Consider the following 14,969-nt stretch of genomic DNA (forward strand, 5'->3'; position numbering starts at 1 on the left):
GTGATCCTTTTAATGCGCGAAGTGTTCCAGCAGGAGCTGCACGAAGTCCAGCACCGCCTCGTCGAGATCGCCGAGCTCGTCGCCATCTCGATCGAAGGCGCCGTCCACGCCTTCAACGAGTCCGACGTCGCCCGGGCCGAAGAGGTCATCGAGAACGACAACCGCATCGACGGCCTCACCGTGGAGCTCGACGAGCTCGCCATCACGATCCTCGCGCGTCAGCAGCCGGTCGCGCGTGACCTGCGGATCGTCGTGAGCGCCTTGCGCATCAGCGCGTCGCTCGAGCGCATGGGCGACATGGCCGAGCACATCGCCCAGCTCGCCCGCTCGCGCTTCCCCGAGCGCGCCGTCCCGCGGGGCCTCCGGTCGACCTTCGCCGAGATGGGACGACTCGACGTGGAGATCGCGCGCAAGCTCGCCGAGTTGCTCCGCTCAGAGGACACCCGCATCGCCGAGGAGATCCGGGACGAGGACGACCTCATCGACGACCTGCACTTGAGCGTCTTCGACAAGGTCCTCGGTGAGACGTGGAAGGGTGAGACCGCAGCGACGGTCGACGCGACCCTCGCCTCGCGCTACCACGAGCGCTTCGCCGACCACGCGGTCTCGATCGCGAAGAAGGTCCAGTACCTCGCGACGGGAGACTGGGCTCCCGAGAGCACCACGCCCTCGAGCGTCTGACGCCACGGCACGACCGACAGAGCGGGCCCCGGTCCCCCTCCCCTCGCGGGAGACGGGACCGAGGCCCGCTCTGTGTCGTATCGCTACCGGCGAAGCGGTCGACTACTTCTTGCCCTGGGCGGCAACCGCAGCGGCACCGGCAGCGGCGGCCTCCGGGTCGAGGTACTGCCCCGGCTCGATCGGGCGGAAGTCCGCGTCGAGCTTGTAGACGAGCGGGATCCCGGTCGGGATGTTGAGCTCGGAGATCTCGTCGTCCGAGATGCCGTCGAGGTGCTTCACGAGGGCGCGAAGCGAATTGCCGTGGGCCGTCACGAGGACGGTCCTGCCGGCCGCGAGGTCGACGGTGATGTCCGATTCCCAGTACGGCAGCATGCGGGCGATGACGTCCTTGAGGCATTCGGTCGCCGGGATGTCGCCGTCGATGCCGGCGTAACGGGGGTCGTTCGCCTGCGAGTACTGGTCGTCAGCGTCGATGGGCGGCGGCGGGACGTCGAACGAGCGACGCCAGGTCATGAACTGCTCCTGGCCGTACTCCGCGAGGGTCTGCGCCTTGTCCTTGCCCTGGAGCGCGCCGTAGTGGCGCTCGTTGAGCCGCCAGGACCTCTTGACCGGGATCCACAACCGGTCGGCGACCTCGAGCGCGAGATTCGCCGTCTGGATGGCACGCGTGAGCACGGACGTGTAGAGGACGTCCGCCTCGATGCCGGCTTCGACGAGGAGATCTCCCGCGCGCTTGGCCTCGGCGACACCCTGGTCGCTGAGTCGCACGTCGACCCATCCGGTGAAGAGGTTCTTCTGGTTCCAGTCGCTGTTTCCGTGCCGCAGGAGCACGAGGGTATAGGGCTCTGACATGCCTCCAGCCTATCGGGCGGGGTCGCTCCACCGCGGGTGCCTGCGAGGATGGAGGCATGCCCATCGGGGAGATCACACGCGGGACGACGAACACCAATCGTCTGCGCCGAGTCGACCGTTTCATCGCGCGGTCGAGGGCCTTCACGACGGCGGAGTCGCCTCTCGTCGTCGACCTCGGTTTCGGGGCGAGCGGGGTCACGGCCTTCGAGCTCGCATCGCGACTCCGACGGTCGCGACCGGGCGTGCGCGTCCACGGTCTCGAGATCGACCCAGCACGCGTGGCGACGGCGCGGGCGCAACTCGAGGAGGTGCGCGCAGGACGGACCTCCTTTCCGAGCGACCTCGCCGTCACGATCGGACTCGGCGGTTTCGAGACGCCGACTCCGGACGGCTCCCCCGCCGATGTCATCCGCGCCTTCAACGTGCTCCGACAGTACGACGAGAGCGAGGTCACCGACGCCTGGCGGCGCATGGCTGATCACCTCTCCCCCAGCGGAGCGCTCGTCGAGGGCACGTGCGACGAGCTCGGACGCATCGCCAGCTGGGTCACGATCCCGCGGGATGGTCAAGCGACGTTCTCCCTCTCCCTACGGCTCGCCGGACTGGAGCGACCATCGATCGTCGCCGAGAGACTGCCCAAGGCGCTCATCCACCGGAACGTCCCCGGCGAGCGCGTACACGCACTACTCGAGGAGCTCGACCGGCAGTGGCTGCGGAACGCGCCGCTCGGGACGTACGGTCCGGTCCAGCGTTTCGTCGCGTCCGTCGACGGTCTCCGTTCTTCCGGCCGCACGGTCATCGGGGGCCGGAATCGCTGGCGGCTCGGTGAACTCACGGTGCCGTGGTCCGACGTCGCTCCGGACGACGGTGCGGTCCTTCCCGGGCACTGACCGGCCGGGCCGATCGACGCGGTGCTGACCTCAGGTGGGCGGGAGCAGTTCCTGAGCGTCGGCGAGGGGCAGCCCCGTCGCGACGAGCAGATCGACGATGAGCGGACGCACCGCGATCGCGAGGGCCTGCTCCGACACGGATTCGCTCGCGCCGACGACCTCCTCTGGACCGACGTGGCGCGCGAGCTCCTCGAGCGACCGTCGGGCGATCGGGAGTTGGGAGATGTCCTCGAGACTCGCGGACAAGAGGGTCACCGCCGTGACGACCCGCGCGAGGACGTCGGCGATACCCGGGCGACCACGGCCGTCACGGCTCACGTAGTCGATGCGGCGCGCGATCACCCGGAGATTCCGCACGGCGAGGTCCATGCCGGCGAGCATCGTCGCCTGACGTTCGAGTTCGCCGCGGTGACGTCGGACGAGCGGGGAGACGCGAACGATCGCCTGGGCGGATTCGAGGGACGTCTTCCAGGCGTCGAGAAGCGGTTGGGTGCCGCGGACGCGTGCGAGGGCGAGGTCGGCCTCGGACCGGTCCCCGAATCGCGCCGCCGTCACGAGCGCCGCCGTCACGGCGAGGAACTCGTCGAAGACCGCTCGCGCCTCGCGGACGGCCGTCCGACGCGGATCGCGAGGGATGAGCGCCGTCGCGAGGAGGGCGACGGCGCCGCCCACGACGCCGTCGACGACGCGGATGAACGGGCCGCCGTCGGGAGCGGGCAGGAGCACGACGAGGGTCGACTGGATGGCCGCGGCGATCGCGAACGCTCCAGCAGGCGACAACGCACGCGCGACGACGAGTGTCACCGCGAGGACGACGGCGAGTTGCAGGACGCCCTGGCCGAAGGTCAGGACGATGACCTCGGCGACGGCGATCCCGAGCGTCATGCCGATCGCGGTCTCGAGGACACGAGCGGGTCGCGCGTCGCGCACGAAACCGAGACTCGAGAGCGACACGGTGACGGCGAGGAGCGGCACGTCGTGCCCCAGCACCTCCCGGGCGAATACGTAGCCGCCGATCGCGGCGACCGTGATCTGCAGGATCGCGGGGAGCGACGTCCCGGCCCGGCGCACGGAGAGAGTCGACGCCAGGCGTCGTCGCAAGCGCTCCGCGCGGCCCGAGGGGCTCGGCCGATCGCCGACGGGATCGGGTTCGTCCGTCACCGCACTCAGCCGCGGCCGAGGCGCGGGAGGCGCGGCACGTCGGTCGTGGCACCGGCACCCTGGGGCACGATCGTCTGCTGAGCCGCCGCGACGACGGTGTCGTCGACGCGGATCGAGAGGACGACGTCGGAGGGCACAGCCCGCTTGATCACCGCGAGGGCGACGGGGCCGAGGTCATGATGGATCGCGGAGGACGTGACATGGCCGACCTCGCGCTCCACCCCGTCGCGCTCGGCCGTGACGACGGCGCCGTGGGCGGGGAGGACGGCGTCGCTCCCATCGAGGTGGAGCATGACGATGCGGCGAGGAGGGTGCCCGAGGTTGTGCACCTTCGCCACCGTCTCCTGCCCGCGGTAGCAGCCCTTCTCGAGGTGGACGGCGGTGCGCAGCCAGTCGAGCTCGTGGGGAATCGTGCGGTCGTCGGCCTCCGCGAGCTGACGCGGACGCCACGCGGCCACGCGGAGCGCCTCCGCCGCGAGGGAACCGGCGGCGGCCAGCCGACCGGAGCTGACGAGCTCGACGACCTCCGGCAGCTTGTCGCGCGCGACGAGGGACTCCACCCACGAGCGACCGGCACCCGGGTGATCCGACGCGGCATACTGCCAGCCTCCCGCGACGACGGAGGCCCACGGGTCGATCCAGTCGAGCCGGACGGCGGAGGGCGCGGCGACGGGGAGCTCATCGATGACGCGCGTCGACGCGACCACGGCGAAATCGGCCGAGCGATCGGCCACCTCGACGCGCAGCATGAAGCGCATGCGATCGAGCCACGCGGCGAGCGGGGCGGCGAACCCCGGGTCGAGCACGAGCCACGTGGTCTCGCCGTCGTCGAGCACGCGCGCGGCGTACTCGAGGCGTCCCTGCGGGTCGAGGACGAGTGTCTCGGCTGACTCCCCCGGCGCGAGGCGCTCGAGATCCTGCGACGTCAGGGAGTGCAGCAGCCGGAGGCGGTCGTCGCCCACGAGGGAGACGATGCCGAGGTCGGACGCGTCGACGATGGCCCGACCGTCCTCGAGCACACGTTGTTCGCGGATGGGGTCGCCGTAGTGCAGCGGAACGCGGACGACGTCGGCCGCGTCGTCGATCGACTCGGGCAGGACGGCGCCCGGAAGGGACGAGAACACCGAATCGGTCATCAGTCGACCTTCGCGAGGCGGGCCGATGCATGGGTGCGGAGATCCTGCCCCATCGCGGCGACATCCCACGCCCACAGCAGGTGGGCGTCGACGAGGCCGTAGAGCCGGGTCGCCGCCGCGTAGGGCTTGGAACCGGCGGTGCGCATGACGGCATCGGTCGCGAGGTCGATGCGCGGTCCCTTCACCTGCCCGAGGTAGAGCTCGCTGACCCCACCGGGGTGGACGAGCGCGACCTCGAGGTCGAAGCCGCCGTCGGAGTTGCGGAGCGTCTCGACGGATTCGGCCGTCGTGAACGGCCGCGGTGCGGTGGCCGGCAGCATCGCCGGGCCCGGGTCCCCCTCGAGCTGGGTGCGGTGGAGGCGCCAATAGCCGCTCTCCGCGACGAGGGGGGTGCGCTCCTCATCGTCGAGCCACGTGTACGACGTGTAGTTGAGGTACGGGAGGCCGTCATGGCTGAACGAGACGCGCTGCCCGAACTCACGCGACACGGAACCGTCGCCCACGGCGTAGTCGATGACGCCGGATCCCTCCCACACGCCGATGAGCCAGGACAGCGGGACGAGTTCGGCGGGAAGGCCGATCGGGATCTCGATCACGTCGGGTCGACCGTCAGCGCTGGCCGCGGTAGAGGTTGTAGATGACGACGCCGGAGACGTAGGCGATCGCGAGGCTGGCGAGACCGAGGAGACCGAGGTAGAAGAGTTCGAGCGCGAGCATGCGTCGAGTCTACCCGCCGGAACCCCCTGGCAGGCCGTCCCGAGCGACCGATCCGGACCCGACGATCAGAGGGCGAAGAGGGACGCGATGGCGATGACGATCGAGCTGAGCACGAGCACGACGACGGCTCCGCTCACGCTGATCGAGACGCGCGTGAGGTAGCCGGCCGTGACGCCGCCGGCGAGCTGGATGCCGAAGGTCACGAGCACGCTGCCGGCGAGCGCGACCCCGAGCCAGGCGAAGCGCGTGTCCGGCTCGGCGAAGACGCCGATCGCGATCGCCGCGAGCGCCGTCACGACCCACACCGCCACGACGCCGACCCACGGCCGATCCTGCACGTCCATCGACCGCTCGCTCATGCCTCCATGATGCCCGACGGCGCGGACGGCCGTGACCACTGGCATAGTATTGTCCCAGTCACGATCCGGAGGACACGCTTGGCGCAGCTACTCATCCTGACATCGGCCGCCGGCGCGGAGGTGCTCCCGTCCCTCGGACTCCTCAGTCACCGCGTGCGGCAGATCCCGGCGCAACCCGCCCAGCTCGTCAACGCACCCGGCAGCGATCTCATCATGGTCGACGCGCGGCGCGACCTCGCCGCGGCGAAGTCCCTGTGCAAGATCCTGACGACAACGGGCATCGCCGTGCCCCTCCTCCTCATCCTCACCGAGGGCGGACTCACCGCCGTGAGCGCCGACTGGGGCGTCGACGACGTCGTGCTGGATTCCGCCGGTCCCGCCGAGGTCGACGCCCGCATCCGACTCGCGATCGGGCGGCAGGCCCAGGAGCAGTCAGCGAGCAAGATCCAGACCTCTGGCGTTGTCATCGACGAGGCCAGCTACTCCGCGAAGGTCCAGGGCCGCCCCCTCGACCTCACCTTCAAGGAGTTCGAACTCCTCCGCTTCCTCGCGACGCACCCGTCCCGCGTGTTCACGCGCGAGCAGCTCCTCAGCGAGGTGTGGGGCTACGACTACTTCGGTGGCACCCGGACCGTGGACGTGCACGTCCGACGACTGCGCGCGAAGCTCGGCGATCTCGAGCAGCTCATCGGCACGGTGCGCAACGTCGGCTATCGCTTCAACGTGTACGAGGACGACGCCGCTCCCGCTCAGACCACCACCCCGACCGCGTGAGCACGAGGACGACGATGTTCCGCCTCGCACTCCCCCGCCTGACCCAGGACGACGATGCGTCGACTCCGACTCCGCGTCCGTGACCTGAACGAGCCCGGGGTCGCCGACGACTTCGGGATGCTCGAGAGGCGCGCGCAGGCGATCGACGGCCAGCCGCCCTTCAACGATCAGGCGAGACTCGACGCCCGCACCGGCTCACGCACACTCATCACGGCGATCGTGCCGAGCGAGGAGGACGACAGCGAGACCGTCATCGGGGCCGCGATCCTCGGCCAGGGCGAACTCGAGTTCACGATCGATCCGGAGTGGCGCTCGTACGGCTACGGCGACGCGGCCCTCTCCGCCCTCGTCGGGAGCGCTCCGCCGACGCTGTCGGCGTGGGCGCACGGAGACCACCCGGCAGCAGCGGCGCTCGCCTCTCGGCACGGCTTCGACCGCGCGCGTACCCTGCTCCAGCTGCGGATGCCGCTCGAGAGCGGCGCTGTAGCCGCCGCGCCACGGACCGACCTCGCGATCTCCCCCTTCGTCCCCGGTCGCGACGAGGGCGAGTGGGTCGCGCTCAATGCGCTCGCGTTCGCCGACCACCCCGAGCAGGGCAAGCTCACGGTCGACGACGTGATCGCCCGGGAGCGCGAGCCATGGTTCGACCCCGCGGACTTCCTGCTCGCGAGGAACACCGACGCAGTGCTCGTCGGATCCATCTGGCTCAAGGTCGAGGACGGCATCGGCGAGGTCTACGCCGTCGGCGTGCATCCCGACCACGCGGGATCCGGGATCGGCCGCACCCTCATGGAGGCGGGCCTCGAGCGGTTGCGTTCCTCGGGTGTCGCGACGGCGGCCCTCTACGTCGAGGCCGACAACGAGCGCGCGACGCGGTTGTACCGTTCCCTGGGCTTCTCGGATCACGCGGTCGACGTGCAGTACCGCCGCCGAGCGGCGCGTTAACGGGAAGTTCACCACCCCGGTCGAAACCCGTGCTGTGCTGGTGACAAGATGTGGGGATGGTTCCCGAGACATTCGCCACCGATGCAGGCCTCGACCGTGACGACGACGACTTCGACCCCGTCTTCGAGGAAGAGGACCCGGCGCTTCCGGACCACCGCTACCTCGATCGTGAGCTGAGCTGGCTCGCGTTCAACAAGCGCGTGCTGGAGCTCGCCGAGGACGACTCGCTCCCGGTTCTCGAACGGGCCAACTTCCTCGCGATCTTCTCCTCGAACCTCGACGAGTTCTTCATGGTGCGCGTCGCGGGCCTGAAGCGCCGCATCGCCACGGGCATCGCGGTGCCCACGAACAACGGGATCTCCCCGAGCGACGCCCTCGACGACATCCTCGTCGCCGCCCACGAACTCCAATCCCGCCACGCCGCGGTGTGGCACGACCTCGTCGCTCCGGCCCTCGCGGACGCCGGCATCACCGTCGTCACGTGGGACACGCTCGCCGACGAGGTCAAGACGGACCTCGGGGAGTACTTCTCCTCGCAGATCTTCCCCGTCCTCATGCCGCTCGCGGTGGACCCGGCGCACCCCTTCCCCTACATCTCGGGGCTCTCGCTCAACCTCTCCATCCGTGTGCGCAACACGAAGACGGGGCGTGAGGAGTTCGCCCGTCTCAAGGTGCCCCAGATGCTCCCGCGCTTCGTGCCCGTCGATACGGCGAAGTCCCCCGAGGCCGTCCGGTACATCACGCTCGAGGACCTCATCGCCGAGCACCTCGACTACCTCTTCCCCGGCATGGAGATCCTCGAGCACCACGTGTTCCGCGTGACGCGCAACGAGGACATGGAGATCGAGGAGGACGAGTCCGAGAACCTCATCCAGGCCCTCGAGCGCGAGCTGCTCCGCCGTCGCTTCGGACCGCCGATCCGCCTCGAGATCACCGAGGACATGGACGACGTGACCCTCGGACTGCTCGTGCGCGAACTCGACATCACCGACCGCGAGGTCTACCGCCTGCAGGGACCGCTCGACCTCGGCGGACTCTTCTCTCTCTCGGGGCTTGACCGCCCCGACCTGCGCTACCCGAAGCACGTGCCGTCGACCGCGCTGCAGCTGCAGCCGAACGAGCCGAACGGCAAGTCCGACATCTTCCAGGCCGTCTCGAAGCGCGACGTCCTCGTCCACCACCCCTACGAGTCGTTCGCGACGAGTGTCCAGGCGTTCCTCGAGCAGGCGGCGGCCGACCCGAACGTGCTCGCGATCAAGCAGACGCTCTACCGCACATCGGGCGACTCCCCCATCATCGAGGCGCTCATCGACGCGGCCGAGGCCGGCAAGCAGGTGCTCGCCCTCGTCGAGATCAAGGCGCGCTTCGACGAGGCCAACAACATCACGTGGGCCCGCAAGCTCGAGAAGGCCGGCGTGCACGTCGTCTACGGGCTCGTCGGCCTCAAGACGCACTGCAAGCTCGCCCTCGTGATCCGCCAGGAGGGCAACACCCTCCGGCACTACTCCCACATCGGGACCGGCAACTACAACCCGAAGACGAGCCGCATCTACGAGGACTTCGGTCTCTTCACCGCGGACGATCAGGTCGGCAAGGACCTGACGCGCCTCTTCAACGAGCTCTCCGGCTACGCGATCGAGAAGAAGTTCAAGCGACTCCTCGTCGCGCCCCTCCACCTCCGGAAGGGACTGCTCAAGGCGATCGACACCGAGCGCCGCAACGCCGAGGCGGGTCGCCCCTCCGGGATCCGGATCAAGGTCAACTCGATCGTCGACGAGGCGATCATCGACGGCCTGTACCGCGCGAGCCAGGCCGGGGTCCCGATCGACATCTGGGTGCGCGGCATCTGCAGCCTGAAGCCCGGCGTCCCCGGGATGAGCGAGACCATCCGCGTGCGTTCCGTGCTCGGACGCTACCTCGAGCATTCGCGCATCTTCAGCTTCGTCGGCGACGGCGAGCAGAAGACGTACATCGGCAGCGCCGACATGATGCACCGCAACCTCGATCGTCGCGTCGAGGCCCTCGTGCGCCTCACCGACCCGAACCACCTCGCGGAGATCGAGGCGCTCTTCGACCTCGCCATGGACGAGGGCACGATGTCCTGGTACCTCGACGCCGACGGCACGTGGACGCGGCACGCGAGCGATGAGCAGGGGCACCGGCTCGTCGACCTGCAGGAGAAGGTCATGCGGAGCGTCGCCACCCGTCGTCGGTCGCGGTCGCGCCGATGAGCCACGACCACTCCGCGATCTACGCCGCCGGCGCCGTCTGCTGGCGTGTCGTCGACGGCAAGGTCATGGTGCTCCTCGTGCACCGGACCGCCTACGGCGACGTCACGATCCCCAAGGGCAAGGTCGACCCGGGTGAGAGCCTTCCACAGACCGCCGTCCGCGAGATCAAGGAGGAGACCGGGCTGTCCGTGACCCTCGGCGTCCCGCTCGGAGCGGCCCAGTACCGCGTCCACTCGGGACGCGAGAAGATCGTGCACTACTGGGCCGCCGAGGTGTCCGACGCCGCGGTCCTCGCGTCGACATTCGTCCCGAACGCCGAGATCGCCGCGCTCGAGTGGGTCACGGTGAAACGCGCGCTCGCCTATGCGAGCTACGACCAGGACGTCGAGATCCTCCGGCATTTCTCGAAGCTCCTCGACGAGGGCGTCACGTCGACCTTCCCGATCATCGTGCTGCGTCATGCCAAGGCGACGGCGCACAGCGAGTGGAGGGGCTCCGACGCGTCCCGTCCCCTCACCGCGCGCGGTGTGACGCAAGCCGCGTCGATCGTGCCGAGTCTGCTCGCCTGGGGCCCCCGCCGCATCGTCTCGAGCTCGGCGGTCCGCTGCGTCACGACCGTCGCTCCCCTCGCCGCCGCCCTCGGGCGGAAGGCGCGCGTCACCGACGACCTCAGCCAGAACTCGTACGAGACGGGCGAGGCCGACGTGCGCGCCGTCGTCGGGAAGAGGATCGCCTCGGGCAAGGCCGCCGTGCTGTGCAGTCACGGCCCGCTCCTCCCCCTCATCCTGCGGGAGATCGCCCTCGCGACGGCGACTCCTGCCGGCTCCTACCTCTCGAGCGCCGCCGACCTCGAGCCCGCGGCCTTCTCCGTCGTCCACGTGTCCGCGACGGCGCCAGCCTCGGGGATCATCTCGATCGAGACGCACGAGCCGCGCGTCTGAACCCGGCGGTCCCGCGTGCTGACGCGGGGGCCGCGCACGACGGACAACAGTCGTTCACCTGTTGTTTACCAACGTGATGGAGGCTCGTAAGGCCTCGGACCTAGCGTGAGGGCGGGCCATGCACCGGCCCTCCTCATCCCGAAGAAACGGACATCACGTGAAGTTCAACACGTTCGGTCGCACCGCGGCCGTCACAGCACTCGCAGCACTCGCCCTGTCCGGGTGTGCCGCGAACGAGGACACCGCCGCTGGTGGAGGCAGCTCGGAGAGCGCGAGCGAACTCACCGGCACGCTCGTCGGCGCCGGCGCGTCGTCGCAGCAGTCGGCTCAGGAGGCCTGGACGACGGCCTTCCAGACCGCGAACCCCGACGTGACCATCGAGTACGACCCCGCCGGTTCCGGCGCGGGCCGCGACACCTTCCTCGCGGGCGGCAGCGCCTTCGCCGGTTCCGACCGTGCGTTCAAGGACGACGAGATCGCCGAGGGCGACTTCGCCGCGTGCGCCCCCGACACGGGCATCGTCGAGATCCCCGCGTACATCTCCCCGATCGCGGTCATCTTCAACCTCGAGGGAATCGACACGCTCAACCTCGACGCCGCGACGATCGCCGGGATCTTCAACGGCAGCATCACGACGTGGAACGACGAGCAGATCGCGTCGCAGAACCCCGACGCCGAGCTGCCTGACACGGCGATCACGCCCGTCCACCGTCAGGACGACTCGGGCACGACCGAGAACTTCACCGAGTACCTCGGCGCCGCTGCTCCCGAGGTGTGGACCGACGAGGCCGATGGCGTCTGGCCGCTCGAGGGCGGCGAGGCCGCTTCGCAGACCTCCGGCATGATCGACGCCGTCACGGGTGGCGAAGGCACCGTCGGTTACGCCGACGCCTCGCGCGCCGGTGACCTCGGCACGGTCTCGGTCAAGGTCGGCGAAGAGTACGTGCCGTACTCCGCCGAGGCCGCCGCCGCGATCGTCGACGCCTCGCCGATGGCCGAGGGCCGCACGGAGGGTGACCTCGCCGTCGAGATCGACCGCACCTCGGAAGAGGCGGGCGTCTACCCCATCGTCCTCGTGAGCTACCTCATCGGTTGCGAGGAGTACACGGACCCCGCGAGCGCCGAGCTCGTCAAGGCGTACTTCAGCTACATCGTGAGCGAAGAGGGCCAGCAGGAGGCCGCTGACGCCGCCGGCTCCGCCCCGATCTCCTCCGACCTGTTCGACAAGGCCTCGGCCGCGATCGAGCTGATCAAGTAGTACGACCGAGGGTGTGTCCGGGACGTCTCGCCAGACGTCCCGGACACACCCTCGTCCCACGCTCCGCCCCGCTCCACGCGCTCCACCCGCTCCACCCGCTCCATCCCGACCCGACCGAGAGAGCCCGTTCATGACCGCTTCAGCCACCACCGCGCTGATACCCGCGAAACAGCGCCCCGGTGACCGCATCTTCTCCGGCAGCGCTCTCGTGGCCGGCTCGCTCATCCTCGCGGTGCTCGCGGCCGTTGCAGCGTTCCTCATCCTCCAGAGCGTCCCGGCCGTCACGACGAACCCCGAGGACATCTCGATCCTCCGGGGCGTGAACCTCGCCGAGTACGTCTGGCCCCTCATCTTCGGCACGCTCTGGTCGGCGACGATCGCCCTCGTCCTGGCCGTCCCGGTCGCGATCGGCATCGCCCTCTTCATCAGCCACTACGCGCCCCGTCGGCTCGCCCAGGGCCTCGGCTACGTGATCGACCTCCTGGCCGCCGTGCCGTCGGTCGTCTTCGGCCTCTGGGGCGGAAACGTCCTCGCGCCTGCCGTCCAGCCCTTCTACTCGTGGCTCGAGCAGAACGCCGGCTGGTTCCCGCTCTTCGCCGGGCCCGCTTCGGGCACCGGCCGCACGATCCTCACGGCCTCGGTGGTGCTCGCCGTCATGATCCTCCCGATCATCACCGCCATCTGCCGCGAGGTCTTCCTGCAGACCCCCGTCCTCCACGAAGAGGCGGCCCTCGCGCTCGGTGCGACGCGCTGGGAGATGATCCGCATGGCCGTCCTCCCGTTCGGTCGCGCCGGCATCGTGTCCGCCGCGATGCTCGGCCTCGGTCGCGCGCTCGGCGAGACCATGGCCGTCGCGATGGTGCTCTCCGCCTCGGGAGGCGTGACCTTCAACCTCATCAGCTCGAGCAACCCGAGCACGATCGCCGCGAACATCGCCCTGAGCTTCCCCGAGGCCTACGGCGTGAACGTCAACGTCCTCATCGCCACGGGCCTCATCCTCTTCGCGATCACCCTCCTCGTGAACACGATCGCCCGCATCGTCGTGAACCGCCGCAAAGACTTCTCTGGAGCGAACTGATGTCACAGCTCACCGCACCGCCGAAGGCCGGCGCCCCCACGGGAGCGATGCCCAACTCGTACGCGACGGGTCGACTCCCCCGCTTCGTGCCGTTGATCGTCCTCGCCGGCTCCCTCGTCATCATGTTCGCCGTCTTCGCCCTCTTCGCGACGGCCGACCCCTCTGGCGGCTTCAACGCCGCCGGAGCGGTGTTCCTCGCCGTCGTCCTCTACGGGGCCGTCATATACTTCGTGGCCCGCATGATCGAGGGACCGCGCCGCGCGAAGGACCGTCTCGTGACGACCCTCGTGACGCTCGCCTTCGTGATCGCGCTCCTGCCCCTCGTCTCCCTCCTCTCGACGGTGCTGCTCAACGGCACCGCGCGTTTGGACCTCACGTTCTTCACGAACTCGATGCGCAACGTCGTGGGAGAGGGCGGTGGCGCGCTCCACGCCGTCACCGGCACCCTGTTCATGACCGGTGCCGCCGCGATCATCTCGATCCCGATCGGACTGCTCACGTCGATCTACCTCGTCGAGTACGGTCGCGGCCGACTCGCCCAGGCGATCACGTTCTTCGTGGACGTCATGACGGGTATCCCGTCGATCGTCGCCGGACTCTTCGCGTACACGCTCTTCGTGATCATCTTCGGCCCGGGCGTCCGCCTCGGCATCGCTGGTGCCATCGCCCTCGCCGTCCTCATGATCCCCGTGGTCGTGCGATCGAGCGAGGAGATGCTCCGCCTCGTGCCGAACGAGCTGCGGGAGGCGGCCTTCGCGCTCGGCGTCCCGAAGTGGCTCGTCGTCCTCAAGGTCGTGCTGCCCACGTCGATCGCCGGACTCACGACGGGCATCATGCTGTCGATCTCCCGCGTCATCGGCGAGACGGCTCCGCTGCTCGTCGCCGCCGGCTACACGAACAACATGAACTACGACCTCTTCGAGGGCCGTATGCAGAGCCTCCCCGTCTTCGTCTACAGCTCGTACGTCAGCCAGGGAACCGAGGCGCAGGCCTACCTCGACCGGGCCTGGACCGGAGCGCTCACCCTCATCCTCATCGTCATGGCACTCAACCTGCTGGCCCGCTTCATCGCCCGCGCGTTCTCGCCGAAGCTCAGCCGCTAACCCGACCCGAAAGACCACACACGTGTCCAAGCGCATCGAAGTCAACGACCTCAACGTCTACTACTCCAAGTTCCTCGCCGTCGAAGGCGTGAGCCTCACGATCGAGCCCCGCAGCGTCACAGCCTTCATCGGCCCGTCGGGCTGCGGGAAGTCGACCTTCCTCCGCACGCTCAACCGCATGCACGAGGTCATCCCCGGCGCTCGCGTTGAGGGCGAGGTCCTCGTCGACGGCGACGACCTCTACGGCGCCGGCGTCGACCCGGTTCTCGTCCGTCGCCAGGTCGGCATGGTGTTCCAGCGTCCCAACCCGTTCCCCACGATGTCGATCCGGGAGAACGTCCTCGCGGGCGTCTCGCTCAACAACCGTCGCATGTCGCGCTCGGAGTCGGACGAGCTCGTCGAGCGCTCCCTGCAGGGCGCGAACCTGTGGAACGAGGTCAAGGACCGGCTCGACAGGCCGGGCTCGGGCCTCTCGGGCGGACAGCAGCAGCGTCTCTGCATCGCTCGCGCGATCGCCGTCTCCCCCGACATCCTGCTCATGGACGAGCCCTGCTCGGCTCTCGACCCGATCTCGACGCTCGCGATCGAGGACCTCATCGAGGAGCTCAAGAAGGAGTACACGATCGTGATCGTGACCCACAACATGCAGCAGGCGAGCCGCGTGAGCGACCGCACCGCGTTCTTCAACATCGCCGGCACCGGCAAGCCGGGCAAGCTCATCGAATACGACGACACCAACACGATCTTCACGCAGCCGTCCGTGCAGGCGACCGAGGACTACGTCTCCGGCCGCTTCGGTTGATCCGGCCGCTTCCCTGAGACGACGAACGCCGCGCTCCCCTT

Annotated in this window: 15 protein-coding genes; 10 read left to right on the forward strand and 5 right to left on the reverse strand. The window is 69.2% G+C overall.

The features are described 5' to 3' along the window. Nucleotides 1-12: 12 nt before the first annotated feature. Entirely contained in the window at nucleotides 13-681 is a 669-nt protein-coding gene (phoU, locus tag ELQ90_RS10855) for a phosphate signaling complex protein PhoU (protein WP_128495308.1), read from the forward strand. A 102-nt stretch (nucleotides 682-783) separates the two neighbouring features. On the opposite strand, the gene ELQ90_RS10860 is transcribed toward phoU, so the two are convergent. Then, nucleotides 784-1,533 carry a phosphoglyceromutase gene (locus ELQ90_RS10860; protein WP_128495309.1) on the reverse strand — a complete coding sequence of 250 codons (750 nt, stop codon included), beginning with the start codon at nucleotides 1,531-1,533 and terminating at the stop codon, nucleotides 784-786. A 56-nt stretch (nucleotides 1,534-1,589) separates the two neighbouring features. Here ELQ90_RS10860 and ELQ90_RS10865 point away from each other — a divergent pair, with 56 nt between their 5' ends. Next, nucleotides 1,590-2,423, forward strand: a complete 834-nt coding sequence (locus ELQ90_RS10865; RefSeq protein WP_128495310.1) for a class I SAM-dependent methyltransferase — start codon at nucleotides 1,590-1,592, stop codon at nucleotides 2,421-2,423. Between the two features lie 30 nt (nucleotides 2,424-2,453). Here the strand turns inward: ELQ90_RS10865 and ELQ90_RS10870 are convergent, their stop codons facing one another. The 4 genes from ELQ90_RS10870 to ELQ90_RS10885 form a co-directional block, all read right to left on the reverse strand. Next, a complete protein-coding gene (locus tag ELQ90_RS10870; protein ID WP_243696137.1) occupies nucleotides 2,454-3,584 on the reverse strand; it encodes an FUSC family protein in 1,131 nt (376 codons plus the stop codon). 5 nt (nucleotides 3,585-3,589) lie between these two features. Continuing rightward, the gene (gene ygfZ, locus ELQ90_RS10875; protein ID WP_128495311.1) at nucleotides 3,590-4,720 is read right to left on the reverse strand and encodes a CAF17-like 4Fe-4S cluster assembly/insertion protein YgfZ; all 1,131 of its coding nucleotides are present in this window, start codon (nucleotides 4,718-4,720) and stop codon (nucleotides 3,590-3,592) included. After that, nucleotides 4,720-5,316 carry a nitrobindin family protein gene (locus ELQ90_RS10880; protein WP_128495312.1) on the reverse strand — a complete coding sequence of 199 codons (597 nt, stop codon included), beginning with the start codon at nucleotides 5,314-5,316 and terminating at the stop codon, nucleotides 4,720-4,722. Before ELQ90_RS10880 ends, ygfZ begins: the two co-directional genes overlap by 1 nt. A 186-nt stretch (nucleotides 5,317-5,502) precedes the next feature. Beyond that, nucleotides 5,503-5,796, reverse strand: coding sequence for a hypothetical protein (locus ELQ90_RS10885; RefSeq protein ID WP_243696138.1), 294 nt, complete (start codon nucleotides 5,794-5,796; stop codon nucleotides 5,503-5,505). 78 nt (nucleotides 5,797-5,874) lie between these two features. On the opposite strand from ELQ90_RS10885, the gene ELQ90_RS10890 reads away from it, so the two are divergent. The 8 genes from ELQ90_RS10890 (at nucleotide 5,875) to pstB (ending at nucleotide 14,928) form a co-directional block, all read left to right on the forward strand. Next, on the forward strand, nucleotides 5,875-6,570 hold the full coding sequence (locus ELQ90_RS10890; RefSeq protein ID WP_208020639.1) for a response regulator transcription factor: 696 nt from the start codon (nucleotides 5,875-5,877) through the stop codon (nucleotides 6,568-6,570). Nucleotides 6,571-6,624: 54 nt separating this feature from the next. Further along, a complete protein-coding gene (gene mshD, locus ELQ90_RS10895) occupies nucleotides 6,625-7,515 on the forward strand; it encodes a mycothiol synthase (RefSeq protein ID WP_128495313.1) in 891 nt (296 codons plus the stop codon). A 56-nt stretch (nucleotides 7,516-7,571) separates the two neighbouring features. Next, a complete protein-coding gene (locus ELQ90_RS10900; protein ID WP_128495314.1) occupies nucleotides 7,572-9,746 on the forward strand; it encodes an RNA degradosome polyphosphate kinase in 2,175 nt (724 codons plus the stop codon). After that, nucleotides 9,743-10,687, forward strand: a complete 945-nt coding sequence (locus ELQ90_RS10905) for an NUDIX hydrolase (protein ID WP_128495315.1) — start codon at nucleotides 9,743-9,745, stop codon at nucleotides 10,685-10,687. The genes ELQ90_RS10900 and ELQ90_RS10905 overlap by 4 nt, the downstream gene beginning before the upstream one ends. A 157-nt stretch (nucleotides 10,688-10,844) precedes the next feature. Further along, nucleotides 10,845-11,945 (forward strand): phosphate ABC transporter substrate-binding protein PstS, encoded by a 1,101-nt coding sequence (locus ELQ90_RS10910; protein WP_243696139.1) that lies wholly within the window; start codon nucleotides 10,845-10,847, stop codon nucleotides 11,943-11,945. A gap of 130 nt (nucleotides 11,946-12,075) precedes the next feature. Then, nucleotides 12,076-13,023, forward strand: a complete 948-nt coding sequence (pstC, locus tag ELQ90_RS10915) for a phosphate ABC transporter permease subunit PstC (RefSeq protein ID WP_128495317.1) — start codon at nucleotides 12,076-12,078, stop codon at nucleotides 13,021-13,023. Next, nucleotides 13,023-14,126, forward strand: a complete 1,104-nt coding sequence (pstA, locus tag ELQ90_RS10920; RefSeq protein ID WP_128495318.1) for a phosphate ABC transporter permease PstA — start codon at nucleotides 13,023-13,025, stop codon at nucleotides 14,124-14,126. Before pstC ends, pstA begins: the two co-directional genes overlap by 1 nt. A gap of 22 nt (nucleotides 14,127-14,148) precedes the next feature. Beyond that, nucleotides 14,149-14,928, forward strand: coding sequence for a phosphate ABC transporter ATP-binding protein PstB (gene pstB / locus ELQ90_RS10925; protein ID WP_128495319.1), 780 nt, complete (start codon nucleotides 14,149-14,151; stop codon nucleotides 14,926-14,928). The last annotated feature ends 41 nt before the right edge of the window (nucleotides 14,929-14,969 follow it).

The sequence above is a fragment of the Labedella phragmitis genome, assembly GCF_004078635.1.
Taxonomy (GTDB): domain Bacteria; phylum Actinomycetota; class Actinomycetes; order Actinomycetales; family Microbacteriaceae; genus Labedella; species Labedella phragmitis.